Origin of the sequence: Symmachiella macrocystis (assembly GCF_007860075.1) — a bacterium.
GTDB classification, from domain to species: Bacteria; Planctomycetota; Planctomycetia; order Planctomycetales; family Planctomycetaceae; genus Symmachiella; species Symmachiella macrocystis.
Genome location: NZ_SJPP01000001.1, coordinates 2,366,638 through 2,388,865, shown reverse-complemented (window position 1 = coordinate 2,388,865; position 22,228 = coordinate 2,366,638). Strand labels below are relative to the sequence as shown.

At 54.3% G+C, this 22,228-nt stretch carries 19 protein-coding genes; 11 read left to right on the top strand and 8 right to left on the bottom strand.

Features of this window, described 5'->3' with window-relative positions; all coding sequences use genetic code 11:
* Nucleotides 1-270: 270 nt before the first annotated feature.
* Complete coding sequence (locus CA54_RS09230) at nucleotides 271-900, top strand: hypothetical protein (protein ID WP_146370498.1); 630 nt, start codon at nucleotides 271-273, stop codon at nucleotides 898-900.
* A gap of 633 nt (nucleotides 901-1,533) precedes the next feature.
* On the opposite strand, the gene CA54_RS09225 is transcribed toward CA54_RS09230, so the two are convergent.
* Nucleotides 1,534-2,796 carry a hypothetical protein gene (locus CA54_RS09225; protein WP_146370497.1) on the bottom strand — a complete coding sequence of 421 codons (1,263 nt, stop codon included), beginning with the start codon at nucleotides 2,794-2,796 and terminating at the stop codon, nucleotides 1,534-1,536.
* 777 nt (nucleotides 2,797-3,573) lie between these two features.
* On the opposite strand from CA54_RS09225, the gene CA54_RS09220 reads away from it, so the two are divergent.
* Together CA54_RS09220 and CA54_RS09215 are read left to right on the top strand one after the other, a co-directional pair.
* Entirely contained in the window at nucleotides 3,574-4,338 is a 765-nt protein-coding gene (locus tag CA54_RS09220; protein WP_146370496.1) for a PEP-CTERM sorting domain-containing protein, read from the top strand.
* 135 nt (nucleotides 4,339-4,473) lie between these two features.
* Complete coding sequence (locus CA54_RS09215) at nucleotides 4,474-5,034, top strand: hypothetical protein (protein WP_146370495.1); 561 nt, start codon at nucleotides 4,474-4,476, stop codon at nucleotides 5,032-5,034.
* Nucleotides 5,035-5,070: 36 nt separating this feature from the next.
* Here the strand turns inward: CA54_RS09215 and CA54_RS09210 are convergent, their stop codons facing one another.
* Together CA54_RS09210 and CA54_RS09205 are read right to left on the bottom strand one after the other, a co-directional pair.
* Nucleotides 5,071-6,498: a sigma 54-interacting transcriptional regulator gene (locus CA54_RS09210; RefSeq protein WP_146370494.1), complete on the bottom strand. Its 1,428-nt coding sequence runs from the start codon at nucleotides 6,496-6,498 to the stop codon at nucleotides 5,071-5,073.
* A gap of 158 nt (nucleotides 6,499-6,656) precedes the next feature.
* Nucleotides 6,657-7,412: a VIT1/CCC1 transporter family protein gene (locus tag CA54_RS09205; protein WP_146370493.1), complete on the bottom strand. Its 756-nt coding sequence runs from the start codon at nucleotides 7,410-7,412 to the stop codon at nucleotides 6,657-6,659.
* Between the two features lie 442 nt (nucleotides 7,413-7,854).
* Between CA54_RS09205 and CA54_RS09200 the strand changes: the two genes are divergently transcribed.
* The 5 genes from CA54_RS09200 (at nucleotide 7,855) to CA54_RS09180 (ending at nucleotide 13,296) form a co-directional block, all read left to right on the top strand.
* Nucleotides 7,855-9,681, top strand: coding sequence for a VWA domain-containing protein (locus CA54_RS09200; RefSeq protein WP_146370492.1), 1,827 nt, complete (start codon nucleotides 7,855-7,857; stop codon nucleotides 9,679-9,681).
* A gap of 180 nt (nucleotides 9,682-9,861) precedes the next feature.
* Nucleotides 9,862-10,344 (top strand): TadE family protein, encoded by a 483-nt coding sequence (locus CA54_RS09195; RefSeq protein ID WP_146370491.1) that lies wholly within the window; start codon nucleotides 9,862-9,864, stop codon nucleotides 10,342-10,344.
* An 880-nt stretch (nucleotides 10,345-11,224) separates the two neighbouring features.
* The gene (locus tag CA54_RS09190; protein ID WP_197532321.1) at nucleotides 11,225-11,632 is read left to right on the top strand and encodes a TadE/TadG family type IV pilus assembly protein; all 408 of its coding nucleotides are present in this window, start codon (nucleotides 11,225-11,227) and stop codon (nucleotides 11,630-11,632) included.
* Nucleotides 11,633-11,674: 42 nt separating this feature from the next.
* Nucleotides 11,675-12,826 (top strand): vWA domain-containing protein, encoded by a 1,152-nt coding sequence (locus CA54_RS09185; RefSeq protein WP_146370489.1) that lies wholly within the window; start codon nucleotides 11,675-11,677, stop codon nucleotides 12,824-12,826.
* Between the two features lie 41 nt (nucleotides 12,827-12,867).
* Entirely contained in the window at nucleotides 12,868-13,296 is a 429-nt protein-coding gene (locus CA54_RS09180) for a TadE/TadG family type IV pilus assembly protein (RefSeq protein ID WP_146370488.1), read from the top strand.
* Nucleotides 13,297-13,316: 20 nt separating this feature from the next.
* Here CA54_RS09180 and CA54_RS09175 read toward each other — a convergent pair whose 3' ends face one another.
* Nucleotides 13,317-15,077 carry an Nramp family divalent metal transporter gene (locus CA54_RS09175; protein ID WP_146370487.1) on the bottom strand — a complete coding sequence of 587 codons (1,761 nt, stop codon included), beginning with the start codon at nucleotides 15,075-15,077 and terminating at the stop codon, nucleotides 13,317-13,319.
* Nucleotides 15,078-15,310: 233 nt separating this feature from the next.
* On the opposite strand from CA54_RS09175, the gene CA54_RS09170 reads away from it, so the two are divergent.
* Nucleotides 15,311-15,535 carry a hypothetical protein gene (locus CA54_RS09170; protein ID WP_146370486.1) on the top strand — a complete coding sequence of 75 codons (225 nt, stop codon included), beginning with the start codon at nucleotides 15,311-15,313 and terminating at the stop codon, nucleotides 15,533-15,535.
* Nucleotides 15,536-15,850: 315 nt separating this feature from the next.
* A complete protein-coding gene (locus CA54_RS09165; RefSeq protein ID WP_146370485.1) occupies nucleotides 15,851-16,921 on the top strand; it encodes a hypothetical protein in 1,071 nt (356 codons plus the stop codon).
* Between the two features lie 115 nt (nucleotides 16,922-17,036).
* Here CA54_RS09165 and CA54_RS09160 read toward each other — a convergent pair whose 3' ends face one another.
* The 4 genes from CA54_RS09160 to CA54_RS09145 all read right to left on the bottom strand — a co-directional run bounded on the left by CA54_RS09160 (nucleotide 17,037) and on the right by CA54_RS09145 (nucleotide 21,696).
* Complete coding sequence (locus tag CA54_RS09160; RefSeq protein WP_146370484.1) at nucleotides 17,037-18,371, bottom strand: outer membrane protein assembly factor BamB family protein; 1,335 nt, start codon at nucleotides 18,369-18,371, stop codon at nucleotides 17,037-17,039.
* Between the two features lie 207 nt (nucleotides 18,372-18,578).
* Nucleotides 18,579-20,216, bottom strand: coding sequence for a DUF1668 domain-containing protein (locus tag CA54_RS09155; protein ID WP_146370483.1), 1,638 nt, complete (start codon nucleotides 20,214-20,216; stop codon nucleotides 18,579-18,581).
* 99 nt (nucleotides 20,217-20,315) lie between these two features.
* On the bottom strand, nucleotides 20,316-20,789 hold the full coding sequence (locus tag CA54_RS09150) for a hypothetical protein (RefSeq protein WP_197532320.1): 474 nt from the start codon (nucleotides 20,787-20,789) through the stop codon (nucleotides 20,316-20,318).
* Nucleotides 20,779-21,696: a DUF1559 domain-containing protein gene (locus CA54_RS09145; protein ID WP_146370482.1), complete on the bottom strand. Its 918-nt coding sequence runs from the start codon at nucleotides 21,694-21,696 to the stop codon at nucleotides 20,779-20,781. Before CA54_RS09145 ends, CA54_RS09150 begins: the two co-directional genes overlap by 11 nt.
* A 298-nt stretch (nucleotides 21,697-21,994) precedes the next feature.
* Between CA54_RS09145 and hemP the strand changes: the two genes are divergently transcribed.
* Nucleotides 21,995-22,189 (top strand): hemin uptake protein HemP, encoded by a 195-nt coding sequence (hemP, locus tag CA54_RS09140; RefSeq protein WP_231963014.1) that lies wholly within the window; start codon nucleotides 21,995-21,997, stop codon nucleotides 22,187-22,189.
* Nucleotides 22,190-22,228: the final 39 nt, after the last annotated feature.

Genomic DNA, 22,228 nt, shown 5'->3' with positions numbered 1-22,228 from the left:
TCGGCGGGTCTAAACCTTCAGCAGATCACCGGCTGAGACGACAGAATAAACCGAGTGACACGTTAGCGTTCAATCAGCATACCTGGAATCAGGAGGAGCCTGTAGTAAAAACCTCGGTGGATAGAATTTTATGGATCTGAAGAATCGGCCAGGGCGCGTCAAAAAGTTGGTGACAGACAAGCCGCTGCGCGATAGGCTCAAACATTCAGTGCGAAAGTGCGTCTGCCGAACAAGTCTCATTCCATCTCCCAATAGTAAGGAGCTGTGACGATGACGCTCAAGAAAGCATTTTTGATTCTCTTAGCAGCGTTTGTTTGGTTGTTCGGTGGAATACTCGCGTCGATCGCCATCAAGGAGTATGTCAGTTCAGAGATTGGGGTGCTGGGTGCTCTGGTGACGTTTATTGGATTCGACATACTCTTTATCACGGGGATGGGCAGCTGGGCGTCTGCGAAGGGTTACCACTATTCGTGGGGTATCTTGTGCACCTTCTTGACGCCGATTGCTTGGATTGTGTTAGCACTTTTGCCGCATCGTCAGCCCGCCCCCCAGCAACAGAACCCCACATTGGTGGAAGGCGAGGAAAGTGACACTCCGTCATCCTCCGCTGAGGAGCCCGAAGAAAACACCGCGTGGGCCTGGGTGACCATCGTAGCTATCGGTTACTTCTATTGGTTCATTTTTAGGCCAGGTTACCAACAAGCACTTAGAGAGCATGAGGCAAAGGAACATGCTGCCGAAATGCGAAGGTCCCAGGAGATGTTTAACAATATGTTCCAGGATATTCCGCCAGCAGCTTGGGCTGAACACCTCAAAAAGCAGCGCGATAAAAACAACGAGGCCAGTGACGAACAGCCGGCCGACGAGGGTTCCGAGGCACTCGAGCAGCCGGATCCGTAAAAGAAGAGTTTGCGATGAAGATCATCCAGATCATTCCGAGGAACGTTTACCGAATCTGTTGCAAGATCCAGAGCGATACGGCTACCCGAACCTGATGGTGAATCTTCCGCGATACCGCTGCCCACACTGTGGCGAGTACACCCTTTTTTCCGTCACAGAACCCAATGCCTCGCCGATTCCAGCAGGAATACGTGCCCAATTCGACGCGCTCACAGATCGAAGATCCCCTTACGAGCAGGGCGTATCCGACTTTCTCTGCCGCGTGTGTGCAGTTCCCGTGCGCGTGGTGTACCAAATCAATGAGTTCCAAATGGCGTCGTACCGCTACTTCGCGGAGGCTGTTTTTGAAACAGCTACCTGACCTCGAAACCCGTAGGTCAACCTCCCGCCTGATGCGAATTGCATTGGACGATCCTACGCAAACCCGCCCGCCGCTTAACGGCCGGTCGCGAGTTCGGTGTTGTCTTTTCGTGATGATTCATTTGTAGCGTGTTTGGTCTATGAACTGCAGAGTTTCTCTATCTCAAGCCTAAACGACAAACCCGCAGGAGGCTGTTGGTATCGGGCATGCCCAACCTTCAACAGACCTACTGCGGGCTCAATCGCGATTGACTCTGAGGCAACCCGTAGCTTTTAACTGCGGTCCCATTTCCCTTTTCCCAGATCTTGCCAGCCAGCGATTCCCGCACCTGTCGTGATCGCTTTGTTGTTATAGATGCGGACCCAGCGTTGCTGATCCCCGTCATAAATTGCCAGGAATTCGTCGGTCCGTTCTCGTTCTTCGAACCGACCTGAGATTTGGCCGGACGGGTCGAGTGCGAGCCATTTTCCATTTCCCTGGTCGATATACATGCCCCCCCTGGACGACTTCCAAAATCCCGTGGTCTGCACAGGGGGACGAATTACCCAGCTGGATGTCGACTCACTTGGGACTGTGAATTCTGCAACCTTATTGCCTTGCAAATCCTTGGCAATCCAGAGGTGCCCCACAAAGCTCGGCTGTTCGTAATAGTCGTCCGCCTTGAGCTGATTGTACGGCAGTTCTTTATTTGTTTTCGTGTCGTAATAACTGATCTTCACGCGTTGCCCAGAGTTGTTGATGACATTCAGCAGGACTTCATCGTTCGGTCCGATGGTGTCCGGTTTAGGTTTTGTTTTTTGGACTCCCACAATTCGCATGCGGGTTTCATAAAAACGGACCGCACCGCCGCCCATGACATCGCCTTTGAATAAAACTCCTTTATCGCTTCGCGGCCACCGCAGTGCGAGCTTGTGCCGCCGATTATAATAGCCCACGTAACGCGGCGTATCGTATTCTTCAAATCGTTTATAAACGAATCGTTCACCCGCAAGTGTCAGTGTCAGCACCCGGCCGGATAAGCGGGCAATGCTGAACACACCGGTGCCGGGAATCGTGAGTTCGAAATTGACCACCGGGTTTGGTGCAGGAAGATTACTGGGGGAATTGAGGAGGACAACCAAAGTGTCCGGCGACAATAATTCTAGCCAACGTGATTTGATAGATTCTGACGCAACGACAACGGCGGTGGGGCGGGTAATCCGTCCATAAACTTCTCGATAACTGACATCTTGACCGAGGACGGTGCGGAACTGCGTATCGGTGGAGGGCAGTTCGATTCTGGTTGGAACTTCAATTTGAAACTCCTGTTCGATTTGCTCTTGGATGGTCACGATGCGGCCATCGGCGGTCGTGATCTCTCTGGGGACCGTTACCAAGCGTGTCCGCGTTTCGGTATGCATTTCGATTAAGTTCAGCATGCGGCCTTGTCCACGATCCAGTTTTGCGAACTTTGGTGTGGCGGCCGTAGCAACCTGTCCTAGTCCGGTTGCCAAGATTAAAACCACCCATGCGAACGTCTTTGTGATGTTTGTCATGTTTTCTTCAAACCTTTTTCACATTCAGTGAGACACTGTTGAAGGGGAAATTAGCGATCTATTGTTAGATGCCCAACGGTCCCCACCACGAGCCACACTTTTGAGAGAAAAATGAGAAAAAGCCGATAATCCTTGTAACACGCAATATTCCAATCGCCCACAACATGACGTAAGTGACTCCCTGCATACAAGATACGACACATAACCCCAACGGGATCGCCCCGAAAGTTTTTGGGGAGGAACTCTCCAGGGAAGACAATTGAGCCGGCGAGGGAAAACTGTTCAGTCGCAAAAGCCCGGACTGCCACCTGACCCGATGAGCTTTCGACGGTCCCATAGAAAACGCAATCAGCGAACCCATTTTTCCGTAACGGGGAGTTGGAGACGACAGCAGTTGATGGATTGGACGACTGCAAGGTGTTCAGCCGACATTACAATGTGTAAAGCCAGTGATTGACATGCTAAACATCCGAGACAGCGCGAGACGGCCCTCCTTGCCGGAATAATCCCGACATTCCCTTCAACCGTCCCGCTTGTGTCGCACCGATCGGGCAAATCGTGATTGTTTGGCACGATTTTCCCTACTGACTCAATCGATCGGGCGTCGTTTATCTGTTTTGTGCGACGCATTGCACGACTTTAAAAGCAGAAAGCTGGCTTTGCATCCTCCACGGACGATGATCTCCGAGCGATGATTTCGGAGTGGTCGGTTAGCTCACCGCACCAGGGAAGATTCATCAATTTCAATTGAGCTAGGCAACTTTGAGACGAACTTCGATGATCAGAATTTTGATGCTCGTTACGGTCGTGTTGGCCGTTTGCGGGGTCGACGCCCGCGCAGGATTTATTGACTTTGATAGCGGCTATGTCGACCTGCAAATGATCGACAGCCCCATCGACACGGGGGACAACCTCGTCACGATGACTACTTATGGACCCGCAGCCAATCCCAGCGGCCTGCCATACATTGCCGCCGTTGGTTTGCCGCGCAGTGCGTTTACGACTTCATTCAATCCCGACCTGACCAATGATGATGTGATCAACGGCCGGGGTGGATCGTTCTTCATGACCGATGAACACGTCACCGACACCGGTATTTATGCTTCGAATTACCTGTTTGAATTTGCAAACGGCATCACCGAACTGAGCCTCGATATTTTTGACTTCCGCATCGACGGCGGAGCACAAGGCACTTCGAACGCGCCCCTCGATTCGGCGACCGCAACGCTGACGTTATTCGCCGACCAAGCGATGACAAATATCGTTGGTATGTCGTCGTTAACGGTGAACATGCAAAGTCAACCGATTGATGGCAACTGGGAATTTCTTCAGGTCTTCGCTGCCGGATTCGCCGTCAAAGCTGTGTTGGAATTGGGCGACCTAGACCGCGGCGTGGGGGTCGACAACATCGGATTTGTCACCCAGCCGCCGCCGGCGAATCCAGTCCCCGAACCATCCGCCATTGTGCTACTGGGCATCGGCGGCATCAGCTTTGCACTCTTTGGCTGCCTCAGACGCAGGCATCTGATGCAAAGAACATAGGACAACCAACCGCTCCGTCCGTCCCAGTTGCCCGGTTCGCGTAACCGGTTAACGGCATGGGGATTTGTCTATACATGCGATCGAATCACGCCGTAGAATTGTTTCCAGTGGTCACAAGATTACAGGAGCGATTCGATGACACTGAAGAATCAAGTTCGCGGCGGTGGAGTCTTTGTTGCCGGTTTGACGGTCGGACTACTGGGAGCGGGATTGTTGGGCCATGCGACATGGGCAGCGGGGGAGGACGTGGGCGAGAGTCCCGCTGCGCTGCGTGCGGAACTGGATATGATCAAAGGCAAGCTGCCCGGACAAGCGCACGCAATGATGGATGTCGCTTACCACTACGACAATTTGTGGTTCGCCGGCCAGCACGGGAATTGGCCGCTGGCACAGTTCTATTTCAACGAGACCCGTTCGCACCTGCGATGGGCGGTACGAATCATCCCGGTCCGCAAAGACAACCAGGGCCAGGAGGTCAAACTGGCCGACATCCTCAAATCACTGGAGAATCGCCCACTAAAGGACCTGGAATCAGCGATCCAAGCCGGCGACCGCGAAAAATTCAACACCGCCTACCGCTTCACACTCGAAGCCTGCTACGCCTGCCACAAAGCCGCCGACAAACCATACCTGACCCTGCAGGTCCCGGATCATCCAGCGGAGTCGATGATTGATTTTGAACCGGTGGTGAAGTGAGGGGGCGGCGACTTGATCAGCTTTCCGTTTTAACCCTCACAACTGAAACAACGCCCCGCCCGTCTTGCGTTGTTTGTTAATCCGATTATGACAGTGCAGTCCTTCTAGGATGAATTCGGCGGTGCTGAGGTGCAGTTCGTCGGCGGCGGGGCCGGTGGCTAGGTCGGGGGCGAGTTGGGTGGCTAGGTTTTCGATTTGGTTTTGGAAATCGCGGATGCCGTACATACTCTTGAGGCTGTCGGACGTGTTCACTCCGTCGCCGACTTCCAGCGCGTTTCCGGCGTCGAAATATTCCACGACGTTGCGGAATTGGCTCGGTTTGCAGTGCAGGTCGAAGATGTTTTTAACTCCTTCCTCCACCAGACGGTTGATCAACCGGTCTTCCTCGCCGGATTCCTCGGTCATGTTCAATTCCAATTTTCCGCGGGAACTGGCCGCTAGGTGTGCCAGATCGCTGATGCGGGGGACGACGACGTTTGCACCGAGGGCCACGCCGCGGCGTTCGGCGTTGGAGAGCATGCATTCGTAATTGGCGATCGACATGCGGACGCTCACGCCGGAGGCTTGATTGACGTGGCCGCTGCTCCGCGCTAGGCGGGACGTTTCCTCGATGATCTCCTTCATAAACCCAGGCACGCGGACGTCGACCTCACCATCACGATCGCGCCAAGCGTTGGCTTCGGTAATTTCGATCCCCAATTCCCGCGTGAGTGGATAATGCGTCTGCACCACCGAACCGATGCGGTCTTTGAGCGGCGTAACAATGCGTCCCCGGTTGGTGTAATCCTCTGGATTGGCGCTGAACACCATTTGTAGATCGAGGTTCAAGCGAATCGGAAAACCGCGAATCTGCACGTCGCGCTCTTCGAGCACATTGAACAGTCCAACCTGAATTTTCGGGCTGAGGTCGGGCAGTTCGTTCATACAGAAAATGCCGCGATTGCTGCGGGGTATTAGACCGTAGTGCATCACATCTTCGTTGGAGAGATGTTTGCCTTCGGCATGTTTGATCAAATCGACTTCACCGATCAAATCGGCGATCGTCACGTCGGGCGTGGCCAGTTTTTCGTGATAGCGAGCTTCGCGACCGACCCATTCGATGGGGCAATCATCGCCGCGACTGAGGACGTGGTCGCGGGCGTATTTGGAGATCGGATGAAACGGATCGTCGTTGATTTCCGAACCGGCGACGATGGGCATCGCCTCGTCCAAAAATTGCGACAACATCCGCAACATGCGGGTCTTGCCCTGGCCGCGCAGGCCGAGAAACAACATGTCGTGCCGCGATAAAATCGCGTTTTGAATTTGCGGGATGACCGTCTCTTCATAGCCCAGAATGCCGGGAAACAGCGGTTCTCCGCTGCGGAGTTTCGCCAGCAAATTTCGCCGCATTTCCGCTTTGACACTCTGCGATTTGTAGCCGCTTTCGCGGAGTTGTCCGAGTGTTCGAGGTCGCTCGCTCATAGTAGGCCGTTGCTGAGAGGGAGAAAGGATTCATCGTGGCTGTTCGGCGTGATTATAGACCTGCGCGGAAGCAAGTCAACGTGATGCCTGTACATGCGCATCGTGCATTGGCTCGGTGTTGTTGTTTCTTGCCAACGGGAAATCGCATGCGGTGCTGACTAGCCGATGCCTCGCAAAAGTACACCCACGACATACGCGACCGTTGCTGCGGCGCCACCGAGCAATAACGTCTCCGCACCGCTGCGGAACCAGTGCTCGACACCAAACCGCGACTTTAGCGCACCGACGGCAAAGAAGGCGAGACCGGTGAGGACTGAGCTGGCGGTGAAGAGTTGGGCGGAACTGATATCTTTTCCCAGAGAAAACGTAAACGGCAGTAGGGGAATAAAGCCGACAGCGACAAATGCGCAGAACGTGACAGTGGCGGCTTTCCGTGCGTTGGGGCCGACCAGTGACAATCCCCATTCATCCTGCAACATGGTTTCGACCCAGAGGCGGCGGTCTGAGGTAATGACTTTGACCACACGTTCCAACAGTTCCCCCTCGAAGCCTTTTTGACGAAAGATTTCACGGATTTCTTCGACTTCGCCTTCAGGGATGATATCGATGTGATTTTCCTCTGTACGCCGGGCGCGGCGCAGCAATTGTTCCTCTGCGCGGGTTCCCAAATAGTTACTGACCGCCATACTGAAGCCATCGGCAAATAGGTTGGCAAAACCCAGGATCACGACGACGCTCACCGGGAGTTCCGCTCCAATCACGCCGGAGACCACGGCGAACGTCGTCACACATCCGTCAATGGAACCATAAACGAAATCGCGGAGATAGTTTTGCAACGGCTCGCCGGCAATCCGCTTGGCAACCGCCTCAGGCCGGTGCTCCTTGCGGAGTTGTTCATGTTGTTGCTCATTCATGAAATTGCATCACCCATCGCATCTTATTGATGGAATTTAGAGTCAATGGCCTGTGCCAATAGACATCATCACGCTCAGCCCATTGTCACAATTTGTGAACGTGTTTACTAGTTGCCTCATGTCACCGGGAATTGAACGATTCCTACCCAGATTCATTTGACTCTCGCAAAAGCCACACTAGCTTTACAGTAGGAGCTAACCACACAAACGCCAATCCCCTCAGTCGATTCGTCGACGGTGTCAGTCCCTTCTGAAGTCGTGGTTCACCCAAAAATTTGTTTCAGGGTTGTCGGTATTAGAGCGCATCCATGCCGACATTGCGTTCCTCGATCGCATTGTTAGTGCTCAAGATGTCGATTCCCAAAGTACATTCACGGAGCGTGCGTGAATTCCGTGCTCGACTTTGTTCGTTCCGCTAATCTCTTGGGAGAGGGGAAAGTTTATGTTTCGGCTCAAGTCCACAATTCGGGCGTTATCTGCCCAAGCCAGAGAACGAAAAGGCTCCGTGTTGGTGCTGGCTGCGTTCTGTATGGTGATGCTGTTCGGATTTACGGCGTTCGTAGTCGACGTCGGTTATATTGCTTATTCGAAGGCGCAATTGCAAAACGTCACTGATGCCGCCGTCCTGTCCGCCGCTTTGGAATTGGACATGATGAGCGATCAGGGCGATGTGGAAACCGCTGCCACCGCAGCCGCCATGGAAGTCGCTTCAACCAATCCTGGCGGACAAATCACCGTCCAGGGAGAATCCGAAGGCGAGCCATTCCAAACCGTTCAGCCGATCGATATCGAATTCGGGCGTCAGGAATTCAACTCTGATTCCGGCCGCTACGAGTTGTCTTTCGGCGGCGGCAGCGGCGATTCCCCCTACAACGTGATCAAAGTCACGGGCAAACGCATGTTTCGTCCAGGAATCGCACCGGGCGGCGGAGACGTTGACGCCAGACTTCCGTTATTCTTCGCGCCGGTCATCGGACACGATTTTGCCGAGATCGAAGTCACATCGATCGCAACGTTCCAACCCCGCGACGTGATACTGGTCGTTGACCTTTCGGGATCAATGAACGACGACAGTGAATTGAAGTCGATCAATAAGTTGGGGCACGACGCGATCGTGGACAACATGGAGCAGATCTGGGGCGAAATGACTGAGGCGGGCGCCATGGCAGCCGAAATTGGCGATCACCTGCCGTTCGCGCCCGATTATGCGACCTTCGAAGGACAACCAGCCTCGGGTCCGATTCCACATATTAAGGTCACCTTGAAAAGTAAGAGGAAAATCTTCGTGGAATCGACGAAGGACCTGTCGAATGTGGTCGTCGAATACACCAACGGCAACAAATACAAATACGATAATCTCAATGTTGGTCAAACATACACATTCAACTGCTCCAGCAATTTGAAACGCTGCTGGGTCAAGTCAGGCAGCAATGAAAGCGGCGAAGGGCCGGGTTATGGTGAGCGGTTCGATTTCACAACCAGCGCCATTCAAGCAGCGCTCGGGCTGAGCGGTGTTGATTATCCCTTCGGTTCAGGAAACTGGAGCAGCTATTTCAGCTATGTGCAAGGCAACTCGGCTTTGAACCAAGGCGGCTATGACTACCGTTACAAGTACGGCGGATTGTCGATGGTCAATTACTGGTTGGGCAGCAAACCTGCGCACAATCAGACCGAAGATCTCTGGAAGGCGAGTGCCCAGCCAGTGACCGCTTTGAAAGACGCCGTGTCCCTATTCGTCAACTACTTGGAATCGGTCAAAGCTGAGGACAATGTCGGCTTGTCCTTGTACAACAACGCGAATGAGGATGCCTTGTTGGAGCACAGCTTGTCGCAGAACTTCGCTGCCATCACCAGCACGACCACGCATCGTCAGGCGGGTCACTACAATAGCTATACCAACATCGGTGCTGGAATGCGGGTGGGCCGGGAAGAGATGATCGCCAACGCGCGGCCCAAAGCCATGCGAATGATGATTCTGATCACCGATGGTATTGCCAACCGGTCTTCGACCGGCGCTTCGCCGGCGCAATCGGCGCTCGACGAGGCGTATTACGCGAAGTCGGCCAAGATCAAGATCATGACCGTTAGTATTGGTGCCGGTGCAGACACGGATTTGATGCAGCAAATTGCCGACATTACCGGCGGTGAACACTTCAATGTTCCCGGCGGCCAATCAGTCGCGCAATATGCCGAACAACTTCAAGCACACTTCAATACGATCGCAGCCGACCGACCATTGAAGTTGATTGATGAGGAATATAACAACTAATCCACCAACACAATTGCCCTCGCCTGAACGGGACGCGACTTCGGTTGGTACGCTCAGGCAGGGCATCGGTTGGATGATTTGTTTTAGACACGACGACATAGACTGAATTCTCCCTGTTTCATCTATTGAAACACCTCAACTGACTTTCACACCCCTTGGAAAAGCTTGCTCAGGAGTAACATGATGAAATCGATTTTTGCTCGAAAGGGCTTTTCCGAACGACGGGGAGTCGCCGCCGTGGAAATGGCGTTGGTGGCACCGCTGTTCATGTTGCTTGTCCTGGGCATCATCGAATTTGGACGGTATCTGATGGTCGGTCAATTGGTCGTTAATGCCGCTCGCGAAGGGACGCGAATGGCAATCAGCGGCTACTTCACCGAAGAAGAGGTCCGGACCGACGTCGAGACCTTTGTGACCGAGGCGATCGGTCTTGATCCGGAAGATGTGACCATTGAGATCGACACGGCCAGCGGCGAAACGATCTATGACGCTGAGGCGAAGGATTTGATCACGATTCGTGTTGCTGTACGGTTTGTCGATGTGACCTACCTGCCAATTCTTGGCGAAGGCGGGGGCGGTGAGGACGACCCGTTCGTTGGCCTACGCGAGAATCATGACGACGCCAAATGGATCTCCGGCATCAGTTCGATGCGGAAGGAATGACGCTACAGGGTCGAACGTAATGACCTGACTTGTTCTCGCGCTACGTTCTTGTTTGACAAGTCGCTTTAAAACCCTCTGATTCCTTGCGCTGAGACCGATCTTCAAGTTTCAGAGCAAGCCCAAACGGGTTTTGAAACTGGGGCTAGGCAATCGCCGCGTCTTCCAAAGACGTTTTGCAACTCCCGTTCCGCGTCACGGGAAGGCGTAGCTCCTACTGAGCCGCAATAAGGTGCTCAGGGAGGAGCAGAGGTTTCCATGGCCGAGGCAAGCGAGAGAGTTCATCGCAACTCGGTCGGAGCCTTGCTTGGCCGGTTTGAAGCCACACTCTCAGACCGCGATCCGCATTTCTTTTGACGATTGCTTTCGTCATTTCAAAAAAACGATAAAACGATTTGACCTTTTGTTCTCATGACGTAGGTTTGATATGGCGATTCCTATTTGGAATCGCGCCGAATCCTCTCGCCGGCGATGAAATCTTTAACATTTTGTCAATCGGTCCTTCAAGCCGGATTTATACCGGTTTGATGTTATCCTGACTTGTGCGGCCCGGAAATCCCAGCATCGGCAATCTGTCATGCGGATTTTGTAACCGTCTTGTTACAGGGAGAGGATCATGTTGAGCCGCGAATTGTCTTTGAGCCGCCGCACGTGGGTGCTCGACAAGGTAGCCGCCTCAAGATCGGCGTGCTGCGGGCAGAATGCTTCTGATGAATATGGGTGTGCTGTTGCCCATACGTCCTTGCCGATTTCCGATCAATTCGGGGACAGGTCTCGGCAAATTCTTGGTCGCCGCCCCCTTCGCATTGTTCTGAAATAGGCTCATTCTTCATGGCGTTTTTTCGAGAGGCTGATGGTCATGTTTAAACGAATACCAACAAGCATGCCGTTCGATGCGCGGGATTATGCAAAGCTTCGTCGCGGAACCGCCGCAGTGGAATTTGCGATATGCCTTCCGGTGATCGCCTTAATGTTCATGGGCTCCATCGAAGCCGCAAGCATGATCTTTTTAAAGGAAGCATTGACCGTCGGCAGTTACGAAGGCGCACGCACGGCGGCTAAGTACGATTCCGAGACTGATGATGTCGTGGCTAAGGTGGAGGCCATGCTTGAGATTAGAAACGTTTCCGGTGCGGTCATTTCCGTTTCACCTGCCGATGTCAGCAGTGCTGAGCGAGGCGATCAGATTACTGTGACTGTTTCCATTCCATGCAATGCCAATTCACTCGTTCCCCTACAGTTTTTTAACGACCAATTGATCACCGTCCAGTCAATCATGGTGCGAGAATAGACGCCTGTTGAAATTACATTTTGCTAAAACTGGGGAGAAATCATGTACAAATTACGACGAATCGTCGCATCAAAAAGTGAGTCGTCAAATCGCCGCGGTGCCATGGCTGTATTGGTAGGTGCCATGCTAGTCATTTTTGTCGCTGCCGTCGCATTTTCTGTGGATGTGGCCTATATGCAGTTGTGCCGGACCGAACTGCAGGTGTCCACAGACGCAGCCGCTCGTGCAGCTGGCGAAGCGCTCACCCGCAGCCAAGATATGGATGCGGCACGACAAGCGGCACGGGACTTGGCAGCTGTTAATCTTGTCGCACTGCAACCTTTGTTGCTGGACGATGCCGACATTATTCCCGGCAACTCTGATTTTCAAGAAAATGGCAGCTGGGCGTTCACACCTCAAGGTACGCCGATTAACAGTATTCGCGTGATTGGGCGGAGGACGAGAATCTCTCCCTCAGGAAGCATTGGCCTGTATTTCGCGAAGATCTTCGACCAGGATGACTTTGAAGTCACACGCGCTTCCACGGTCGTTCGACTGGACCGTGACATCTGTATCGTTGTCGACCGTTCCGGTTCCATGAAGTGGGATGTCGAAGGGGAAACGGCTTGGACCGGCTCCAATATGTATCGCTTTGAAATTCCTCCGGAACCCGACAGTCGCTGGGTCGCCTTGTCGGTCGCCACCAAGGCCTTTACCGAGGCGCTGGGTTTGACGCCGCAGGTCGAGTGGGTGGGATTGGTGTCCTATGCCAGCGACTACACCAATTTTGGGGTCCAAAACCATCGAGTCGACATTGATCAAGGACTAACCGAAAACCACGCCTTGATCGACTCGGCCATGGATGACATTACGGCCAGAATCTTTAACGGGGCGACCGACATCGCTGCTGGAATTGACTCGGGGAAATCTGTCTTGCTGGACCCCAATAATTCCCGGCCGTTTGCCGTCAAGACTTTGATTCTTATGTCCGACGGTCATCCAACCAGCGGAGGCGATCCACTTGTGTCTGCGAATTACGCCGCACAAAACAATATCACCATTCACACGATCTCGTTTGGAGAAGCGGATCTCAACTTGATGCAACAAATTGCTACGGCAGGAGGCGGCCAACATTTCCACGCGCTGGACGCCGAATCATTGAAAGCCATCTTCAAGAAAATCGCTTTGACAATCCCTGTGACATTCACAGAGTAATTCTCAAGAGCTTAGGCAACAACAGCTGGGGGTCACAGCTTATGCGACAAATCAGACGAAACAAATCCCAACAAAGCAATCGCAGCGGTGCACTCACCGTCGAATTTGCACTGGTCGTTCCACTGTTATTCTTATTCTTTTTTGCCCAGTTAGAGTTTTCACGCGCTAACATGATTCGGAACATGATCACGACCGCTTGCTACGAAGGAGCACGCGCGGGTGTTGTGCCTGGAGCAACGGCAGACCAAATCCGCGCGTCGGCACAAAACATTCTCGACATTGCCGGCGTCTCGGTGTCCGAAATCACCGTGACGCCCAGTGTGGTCACGACCGAAACGACCGTTGTGACAGTCACGATTGACGTTCCGCTCGATGACAACAGCTGGATCATCCCGCGGTATTTCATCGGCCAATCCTTTACCGATTCCGTGACGCTCGACCGCGAAAGAATGGATTTGATGGTATTCTGAAACCCGGACGGCCAGGCAGCTTATCCGGCAATTTTTAGAAACGCCGTAAACACGCCTGCGATCGTCAAGCCGATGCAGGAAATAATCAATAACGTATCCCACAGCCGGCCCGGACAGAGCCGGCTGTCGGTCATGCGGTAGCGGAAAATGAGCGCCGCAAACGCCAACATTGGCAGCATGACCGCCTGCGTCAGCCCGCCGAACATCACCAGGGCCACGGGATTGGCGTTGGGAATCCAATACACGCCTGCGCAAATCATCGGGAGCACCATGCCGAAAATCATGATCGAACGATCATGTGTCTTTTCGTTGTGCGGATCCATCACACCGAGCACCTTCAAAAAATCGGTATACAACCGCGCAAAACCGGCATTGGCGACTAGGAACGTGGAATACAGCACCGCGATCGCACCGATCAAAAACAACCAGCGGGCATGTTCGCCAAAGACTGGCACATATTGCTCGATCAGCGTGCTAACCATCCGCATGCCCTCGGGAACCAGCCCTTGCTGATACAGCGCGGCTGCCCCCATCACAAAGAAGGCCAGCGTGGCGATCGTATAGACCACCATCGACGCAAACGCGTCATAGTGCATGACCATCATCCAGCCTCGCGCCCGTTTGGCCCAGCTCTCGTCGGGACTGCGTGGTCCGGCAAACTTGGCATAACCTTTTTCCAGACACCAATACGGATAGGCGACCAGTTCACTCGCCCCCACACCGATAATTCCAAACGTAAACATGGCCGCCTTCAACCCCGCAATCCCTTCGGGGATGTGGAAAGATAATCCATACAGATAGTCGTCCACCTTGAGCGCGAATTCCTCATGCGTTTGCAACGATATCACATTGCCGATCGTGATAAACGTAAACGACACGACCAACGTCATCGACAAGTTTTGGATCAACTTGTACCGTCCGCGGCACAACAGTCCCACGGTGATCAACGCGATGATTGTGCCCCAAATCCGATCGTCGAACGTGAACGGACTGGTCATCTCCTTCAACCGGCTTTGGATGTCGCTGACCGCCTGTTCCCGCTGCGCCAGTTCAATTTCAGCAGCTGAGGCGGGCTCGCCGTCGATCGGTGCGGGGGTCGTGTCGGCGATTTCCGCCAGTTGTGATTTCGCGTGGATGAGATCCCGCGTGGTGGCGATCAAGACGGCGCCGCGTTCCCCCAGTCGCTCCATCCGCCCGGCGATAAATTCGTTGCCGCGTTGAATACGGGCTGCTTCCTCTGGAACTTCATCGGCGCTCGTTACCTGATCGTGGTCGATGAATTCAACATACCGAAGCAGATCAGCTTCGTTCGGCACTTGGACCGCCCTTGCATAGTCGCCCGTGATCGGTACAGCAATCGCCAACGACTGACCCACACCGCCGACAATGCCGCCTGCTTGACCCAAGATGGAGATCATCATCACCAGCCAATACCACAGCAGCCAGTTCACTCGCAGTCGTGGCCCAGGTATGCGGTTCAGCGCAGCCAAGGGAGTCTCACCGTGGCTGACCGTATAACGGCCGATTTCAATTTGCACGAACACTTTGATCACACAACCGATAATGATCAACCACAGCAGCGTGATTCCCGCCTCCGCTCCGGTCTTGGTCGTGGCGATCAATTCCCCCGAACCGACAATGCTGCCGGCGATGATCATCCCCGGACCCAGCCGCTTGAGAATGCCTACAAAATCACGTGGCGGGTCCTCTGTGCCGCCCCCCACCGCGGGATCCATGGAAGGGGGCAACGTGTCGTGTTCGTCGAAATTCGGCTGGGTCATGGGGGTAATGGGGCCTTCGGACAAGAGACGCGGTCAAATCGTAGCTCCCACCCTACCCTGCCCCGTTTTTGTTCGCAAGAAGTCATTGCTAATATGTCGCGCGTGAGCCGGCACAAAATTTTGACTTTTCCCATCCCGATTCGGTATCCTTAAAGAACCGGCGTGTGGCATGCCCCCGCTGGTCGGCGACGTTCCTCATCATCACGATTCACGTTTTCAGGGAGCCGAAGCGGATGATCATGATTAATTGGCTGGCATTTTTAAGCCAAAACGGACAGGCTACGGGACAAGGAAGTTGTCAATGTCGCACGAAGCGAAAAGCCGGTTGGGCTGTCTGTCCCGCGGTCTGTAAGACCCCTTGGCAAGCCGCCGCCATCCCCGTCCAGCCACATTATCACGCATCCCGTCACCACATCGAACGAACCGCCGCCTGGAACCGTCGCCAACGGCTCGGATAATCTGTTCAGGGTAGCCGTGATGGCGCAGACATCGGGGCGGGCGCAGCCCGCACGAAGCCGCAATTCCCGCGCTCTGAAACAAGGAAATTCTCGCTGGCAAGGGCAGCTGAAACTGCTGCATCTGGTGCCTACGGCACACCGATTACCGTCGGCAATCGCTGCCACCCGGTGCTTGTTTCTCCACGGCTCAAGGCAATTTTTTGCTATCACAGAGAAACCGGGGTGGTGGTCAATAGATGCCAGGCAAGATAGGATGCGGATTGTATCCGCCTGCACCGCGCTACCGAACTACCCATATTAAATAGGCCCCGAAAAATGTCATTTGGATTCCGAGACATAGCGATCACAATCTGCGCCGTTGTGGCGATTGTTCCAACAAACGATGCGGCCCGCGCCGACGAAACTCCCCAGGTCAACGTCCTCTCGGTCCGCCGCGGTTTTGACAACGGCGAGCATAACGCCTTCACCGACTTGTGTCGCTTCGGCGACAAATACTACCTCGCCTTTCGCACCTGTCCCGACGGGCACATGGTCCATCCCACCTCATCGATCATCATTCAATCCAGCGATGACACCAAGACCTGGAAAACCGTGCACCAATTCAGCGTCCCCAAACGGGACGTTCGTGATCCCCACTTTTTGGTCTTTGGGGACAAGCTGTTTGTTTATACCGGCGCTTGGTACTGCGGAGACACGTCGCCCAAGAATTACAAAATGGACGACCACCTCGGCTATGCGGCGCGGAGCGACGATGGCAAAAACTGGCACAGTCCGGTGATGCTGGAAGGAACCTACGGACATTACATTTGGCGGGCCGCGGCGCATGGCGACAAGGCCTATCTGTGTGGCCGCCGCAAACGAGAATTCGCCAAAACCACAACCCGCGCCGAGCGCGACCCGCTCATCGAGTCAGCCATGCTGGAGAGCGACGACGGGTTGATCTTCCGTAAAAAGGCACTGTTTCAAACCACCAACGGCGACGAAACAGCCTTTCTGTTCGAAGACGACGGATCAGTGCTCGCCGTCGCCCGCAGCGGCAGCAAACTCAATGCACAATTGTGCCGCTCCCAACCCCCTTATGAGAAATGGGACCGCACGAATTTCGATCGCTATATCGGCGGCCCGCTGGTCGCCAAATGGGGGGATCGCTATTTGGTGGCCGGACGCAAAACAATCGGGCCGGCAGTCACCTCGTTGTATTGGCTGGTCGATGGCCAGTTGCACGAATTCGCCGAACTTCCCAGCGGCGGCGACAATTCCTATCCCGGTTTCATCGCACTTAGCGACACGCGCGGCTTTGTCTCGTATTACTCCAGCCACGAAAAAGATGCCGACGGCAAAACAATCACGGCCATCTATTTTGCGGATTTGGAAATCGAAGAATAGATCGCTGCCTGGCTACGCTGTCCGCGTGATGACCCACGCAGCCAACGAATTGAATTCCTAGCAAGCGGGCACCTGCCCTCAAACTGACCCCTCGCCCGCTTGCTGAATGTGAGGATTATTCGCGGATCACCTTCACGGCAAACAAGGCCTCTCCCCGCCGCAGCAACACAAGCTGCTCGCTCCACAGGGCGCTATAAAGCACGCTGGCGGAGAATCGGTCTGTTTTCTCGCCGGCGACCGGTTCGGGATCTTCGGGGAGTGCTTCCCATTTCGAGAGCTCTTGCTCATCGCCGCTGTTTGCAAGCAGGTTGATTTTTCCATCCCTGCCGCAAATCATCACCAGGTCGCCGATTCCGATGGGAGTCGCCCAGACGCCTCCACCAAGCCGTTTGTTGAATTTCTCCTGACCGGTTTCCAGGTCCAAGCCAAAAACCACTCCGGTTTTGTTGATGAAGTAGGCTGTGCCATTGTGCGCGATCGGCGAACTGAACGAACTGGTGGCCCGCTTCGCCCGCCAAATATAATCGGCTTTCCATGTGCCGTCGTCATTCTTTACGATTTGAATGACACCATTCGATTTAGCGGATTTTCCCGCATCGGAATTCCCGCGACCCACCGTTGCACCGATCAAAAAACGACCATCGCCCAGCGGAACGGGAGTGGGTGTCGTGTTGCCGGAAATGCCCTCGACGGCCCACAGTCGCTCACCCGATTCCGGATCCAAGCCGACTAAATTTCCCGACGCACTCAACACCAAATGCTGTCCGTCAGCCACCGGGACAAGTCGTGGACTCGACCAACTCGTCGCGCCCAAGCCGGCGACCTTCCAGTTGATATCTCCCGTTTTTTTGTCCACCGAGAGGACATACGGTTCTTCGCTCCGCTCGACCCAAATGAATGCTGACTGCTCGTCTTGCGCGACCGAGGCAGCCAACCCGTGCCGCGAGCTGATTTCCCCATATTCGTCTGCCAAATTCCGTTCCCAACGCACGTCGCCACCGTGCGTGAAGGCCAACAGGTTGCCACCCTCAAAGAAACAAATGACCCCCTCCGCATCAGCTGCCGGAGTCGGTGCTGCGCGACTCACGTAATTACTACTTTTTTGAGGTGTCGCGTTATTGACTTCGTGTTGCCAAACCTGCTTCCCATCGGCAAGCGCATAAGCCGAGACCAGATAGGTCTCTTTTTCGGGACCCTCCACCGATGTCACATAAACATGCTCGCCCCACACAACCGGTGAGGATTGCCCATATCCAGTGAGCTCCGCTGTCCAGGCAAGTTCGGGAGCGAGTTTCCAGTCCCCGGCCGCCGCAGAGGTCGACAGCGACACCTGTCCGCCGTTTTGAAAAGAAGCCCAATCATTTCCCGCGGACACGACCCCGCTGCCGAAAACAACTAGTAATGCGGCAAGCAAGCATCGGTTCCCACGACTATAGGCGAGCGGTCTCATCGTCAATTATCCTCGTTACGGTTTGCCCCAAGGTCGGTCCGGCTGAATGCGTCCGTTTTCCCTCGGGGTTTTTTAAAAAGCTCCAAAGATACGTGTTGCCGCCCCTTGTTATAGACAAAGGGCGGCAACAATCGTATCACCAAAGTCGAAATCCTGGCTGCTTCACCGTCGGCACGCACTACGATAGCACGACCAACAAGGCGGGCGCTAGTCCAACTGCAGGATTTCGACCTCTTCAAACTTGCCGATTCCCATATTCGCTCCACCGACGATCAGCAGGCTATTGTTAGGATACGGCAACATGCGATGGAAGAAGCGGGCGGTCGGTAATTGTCCCACGCGCTCCCAATGTTGTTGATCCGGGGAGAGTCGGAGCAGACTCCCATCGAAAGTGCTGACATACAACCGGCCGCCCGTAGCGAATGCCGAACATCCAAATCCGGCCATCTTTTCACCCGGCAAGTCTTCAAGTGAGGACCACTGCTGCGTTTTAGTATCAAATACATTGGCCTTGCGTGACGGTCCTCCTGTTTCACCCATCCCCCCGAGGGCAAAGATTTTTCCGTCATAGGCCGCGACGGCCAACGCGCGACGTTGAAACGGCGGCGCGGGAATGGATTCCCACTGTGGTTTCGCTGCCGACAGGTCGAGTTTCCAAGCCGTCTTATGCCAAACGGCATCCTTGTCACCCTGCATTTGCCATCCGCCGATCACATAGATCGTGTCACCCAACACGGCTGCGTCGAACGACGACCGCGGTTCGGGCAATGCGGGCAATTCGGTCCATTTTTTCGTGGCTGGATCGAAACCAGCTGTGGAGTCCTGCGACCACAGGTCCCGGTCTTCGCCCGATTCGTTTTTGGCGGTGAAGCCTCCCAGACGATAGACTTTGTCGCCATGCGGGACCAAAGCCAGCCCCTGCAGATGTGGACCATCGATAACATCTTCCCAGGCACCGGGCTTGCGAAGATTGAGCCGCTGCAGCGTGTGCGCTTGTTCTTCGTGCGAATAGGAATGCGCTGCGCCGGTATGCCCGCCGTAAATGTACAAGTAATCCCCGGCAACAGCGCCCCCGAAGCTGGTCACGCATTCGGGAATTTCCGGCAACGTGTCGGCATCGGTCACGACTTTCGCTTCGGGCTTTTCGGCTTCGAAGGTCACTGTCGAATAGTGGCGAATGTCGTCGTATTTTTTGCCGTCCAACTCGCCAGCGGTCGCTTCGACATGCTTGGCGCGGAATCCGTACTCACCCGGTTGCACGACCGCGACCACGACGGCACCATCCTTGTCGGTGGCCGCTTCGAATTCATCCAACTCCGGTCCGTAGCCTTTGACTTCGGCACCCACTACCGGTTTTCCTTGAAAGCTGACAACGAGCTTCAGCTTGCCGTCTTCCATTTTATGCGGAACGATGTCCAAATCGAGTTGTTCGGCCGTCTTCACATTCGTCCAGGCGGCATCGGTCAGAGCGGGGCCGGTCTTGGCGTAATAGCGAAGTAAGAACGGTTTCTTGCCGCGGGTGATCACACCGTAATCGTGTCGGCCTGCGAACAGCGAAGCGGCTACTTCTGCAACGTCCGTTTCGGCTTGGAGGGCTTCTTCTGTTTTTTTCAGCGACAATTTGATCGGTTTGCCTTTGGCCGACAAACGCCAGACAGTCATGCCTTGCAAGCCTTCCAGCAATTCGGGGTCGTCCGGCTGGGCGGCTTCAGAAAAATAAACATCGACCTTTTGTACATCCTTGTCCACAGACGGCAGCAGCCAAATAAAATGCGCGTTTGCCGTTTGCAGAATCGCGCACTGCATGAACAATGCGGCGGCGGAGAAAACTAAAATTCGTCTCATCAAATGTGTCCTCAATGAGCAAAGGGGTTGAGCAAACGGGAGCAAACCCCGTTGCGATTTGTATTTTAACTAAACATGGAATGCCGTAACCGAAGCCGTTTAGCGCCGGCGACGCCTGCTGGTCGTGAGTGGGAATTCAAATTCGTTAGTCCCCTCCTCGCTGACAGTCTCGGTCAGACGGCTATTTGCATTAAAGGCTGCCGGAACTCGCACGACATCAATACGACGGGTTCTCGATTCCTGCAAACGATCAATCGCCGTCTCATCATCCCGAGCGTAACCACCATCGTCGGTGGATTTGATTTCGATACGATGCTTCCCGACGACCGGGCCGGTGGATTCATCGGTAGAAAACTTCCCATCCGCAATGGGGACCGACGTCTTCGGCCCGGGCGTTCCCTCAAGCGGAACAAACAGGATCACTCCTTTCGGCAACGGTTGACCATCCAAGGTCACCACTCCCCGCACATCAGCGCGGGGAGGTCCTTCGGCTGCGCCGGAACCGCAGCCGACAATCAGGCCGCAAGTCATCATCGCAGCCAACAGCAGATGGTTGGATGCTCTAGTTGTCACTGATGATCTCCCCACCGTTTCGAGTCGCTAAGGCATCCAAGACCCCCGCATCGATACTCTCGGCCACAAAATGCACCGAGCCGTCAGCACGGACGAAAAAGACGCCTCCCACATGGTCGCTACGGAAGGAACGGACCCAGTTGGGATCGAAATCCCCATCGTCGAGTTTGTCGTGAGGATTGAAGGCGTATTCGGTTGTACAAGCCGTAGAACCGGGATACGGATTCGACCAATAGGTGAACGAATAACGCGGTTCATCCAGGCAAGCTCCGGAACTGAATTTGTAGTCCGGCAGATTGTAGGCCGTTTCACCAATCATCAACGTGTTGCTTGCACCATCGACGAAATGCTTCAGCGATGTCTTGCCATCAGCTGAGTCGGTATAGACGATCGCTCCGTCCAACGAGGGAGCCGGCTCACCATAATACGACCAGTACTGATTGAAATCCTTCGAACCAATGTTCACAGCATAGTTTCCCGGTGCACGCCCCGCATCGACGTCGCATCCCGGGACCATACGAGGTTCCGTGGAGGAAGGACACAGAAAGACCGGAATCCGCTGCCCCGAGACGGCGACATTCACCGGATCGGAGTTGGACAAATTGAAATCCCACAAATTGTATCCATTGGCCTGATCGATCAACGGCAAGATCGAAACAAACAAGCTTCCGCCGGTCAGCGAACTGTTGGCGTTGGCATTGGGAAATTGCCCATAAATGTCGTGATAGTTGTGTGTCGCAATCCCAAACTGCTTCAGATTGTTGCGGCACTGCGTGCGGCGAGCTGCTTCGCGAGCCTGTTGTACAGCTGGCAAGAGTAGTGAAATGAGAATGGCAATGATCGCGATGACCACCAGCAATTCGATGAGCGTGAACCCACGGCGAGCAGGTTGTGTAGAAACGGACATGGAAAGTATCTCCTTTGCAGAAGCCAAGTTAAGAGTAAAATTGCGGCACAGACGCTGGTGCGTTGTGATCCGCGGTCCCTTAATGTGTGGCTGGCTGCGCGGAGTTCCGCGTCGAAGCTTGCTGCAGCATTCTAGAGTTGACACTGAGTCTCAATGTCAACATAATGCCGACTTGTGCCATTGTTGTCAATCGCGAAAGCACCCGGCCAGAAAATTTCCGTCTGATTTTTTTCGCCGTGATCGCAGGCAACAAATTGCTCACTACGACCTCGCTCAAAGAATCCACGGCACCGCCACCATGAATATGCATGACCCCAGTGAGACTCCGCGAATTCCCGCAGATAAAAACAGCGGCACCGGCGATTCCGATCCCCCGAAATCGATCACCTTCGAAGCACTCGCCGAGGGTCAAACCGAAGTGCTCATCGAATTTCACGGTCAGGTCTACCGCCTGCGCTCAACGCGGAACAAGAAGCTAATCTTGAACAAGTAAACGCGGCGCGCACGCTGTGCGCAAGAAATCGAAAACCGG

Bases quoted from the DNA above. Each gene is read 5' to 3' on its own strand.
- CA54_RS09230 (WP_146370498.1), top strand. From the start codon at position 271: ATGACGCTCAAGAAAGCATTTTTGATTCTCTTAGCAGCGTTTGTTTGG.
- CA54_RS09225 (WP_146370497.1), bottom strand. From the start codon at position 2,796: ATGACAAACATCACAAAGACGTTCGCATGGGTGGTTTTAATCTTGGCA.
- CA54_RS09220 (WP_146370496.1), top strand. From the start codon at position 3,574: ATGATCAGAATTTTGATGCTCGTTACGGTCGTGTTGGCCGTTTGCGGG.
- CA54_RS09215 (WP_146370495.1), top strand. From the start codon at position 4,474: ATGACACTGAAGAATCAAGTTCGCGGCGGTGGAGTCTTTGTTGCCGGT.
- CA54_RS09210 (WP_146370494.1), bottom strand. From the start codon at position 6,498: ATGAGCGAGCGACCTCGAACACTCGGACAACTCCGCGAAAGCGGCTAC.
- CA54_RS09205 (WP_146370493.1), bottom strand. From the start codon at position 7,412: ATGAATGAGCAACAACATGAACAACTCCGCAAGGAGCACCGGCCTGAG.
- CA54_RS09200 (WP_146370492.1), top strand. From the start codon at position 7,855: ATGTTTCGGCTCAAGTCCACAATTCGGGCGTTATCTGCCCAAGCCAGA.
- CA54_RS09195 (WP_146370491.1), top strand. From the start codon at position 9,862: ATGATGAAATCGATTTTTGCTCGAAAGGGCTTTTCCGAACGACGGGGA.
- CA54_RS09190 (WP_197532321.1), top strand. From the start codon at position 11,225: ATGCCGTTCGATGCGCGGGATTATGCAAAGCTTCGTCGCGGAACCGCC.
- CA54_RS09185 (WP_146370489.1), top strand. From the start codon at position 11,675: ATGTACAAATTACGACGAATCGTCGCATCAAAAAGTGAGTCGTCAAAT.
- CA54_RS09180 (WP_146370488.1), top strand. From the start codon at position 12,868: ATGCGACAAATCAGACGAAACAAATCCCAACAAAGCAATCGCAGCGGT.
- CA54_RS09175 (WP_146370487.1), bottom strand. From the start codon at position 15,077: ATGACCCAGCCGAATTTCGACGAACACGACACGTTGCCCCCTTCCATG.
- CA54_RS09170 (WP_146370486.1), top strand. From the start codon at position 15,311: ATGATCATGATTAATTGGCTGGCATTTTTAAGCCAAAACGGACAGGCT.
- CA54_RS09165 (WP_146370485.1), top strand. From the start codon at position 15,851: ATGTCATTTGGATTCCGAGACATAGCGATCACAATCTGCGCCGTTGTG.
- CA54_RS09160 (WP_146370484.1), bottom strand. From the start codon at position 18,371: ATGAGACCGCTCGCCTATAGTCGTGGGAACCGATGCTTGCTTGCCGCA.
- CA54_RS09155 (WP_146370483.1), bottom strand. From the start codon at position 20,216: ATGAGACGAATTTTAGTTTTCTCCGCCGCCGCATTGTTCATGCAGTGC.
- CA54_RS09145 (WP_146370482.1), bottom strand. From the start codon at position 21,696: ATGTCCGTTTCTACACAACCTGCTCGCCGTGGGTTCACGCTCATCGAA.
- hemP (WP_231963014.1), top strand. From the start codon at position 21,995: ATGAATATGCATGACCCCAGTGAGACTCCGCGAATTCCCGCAGATAAA.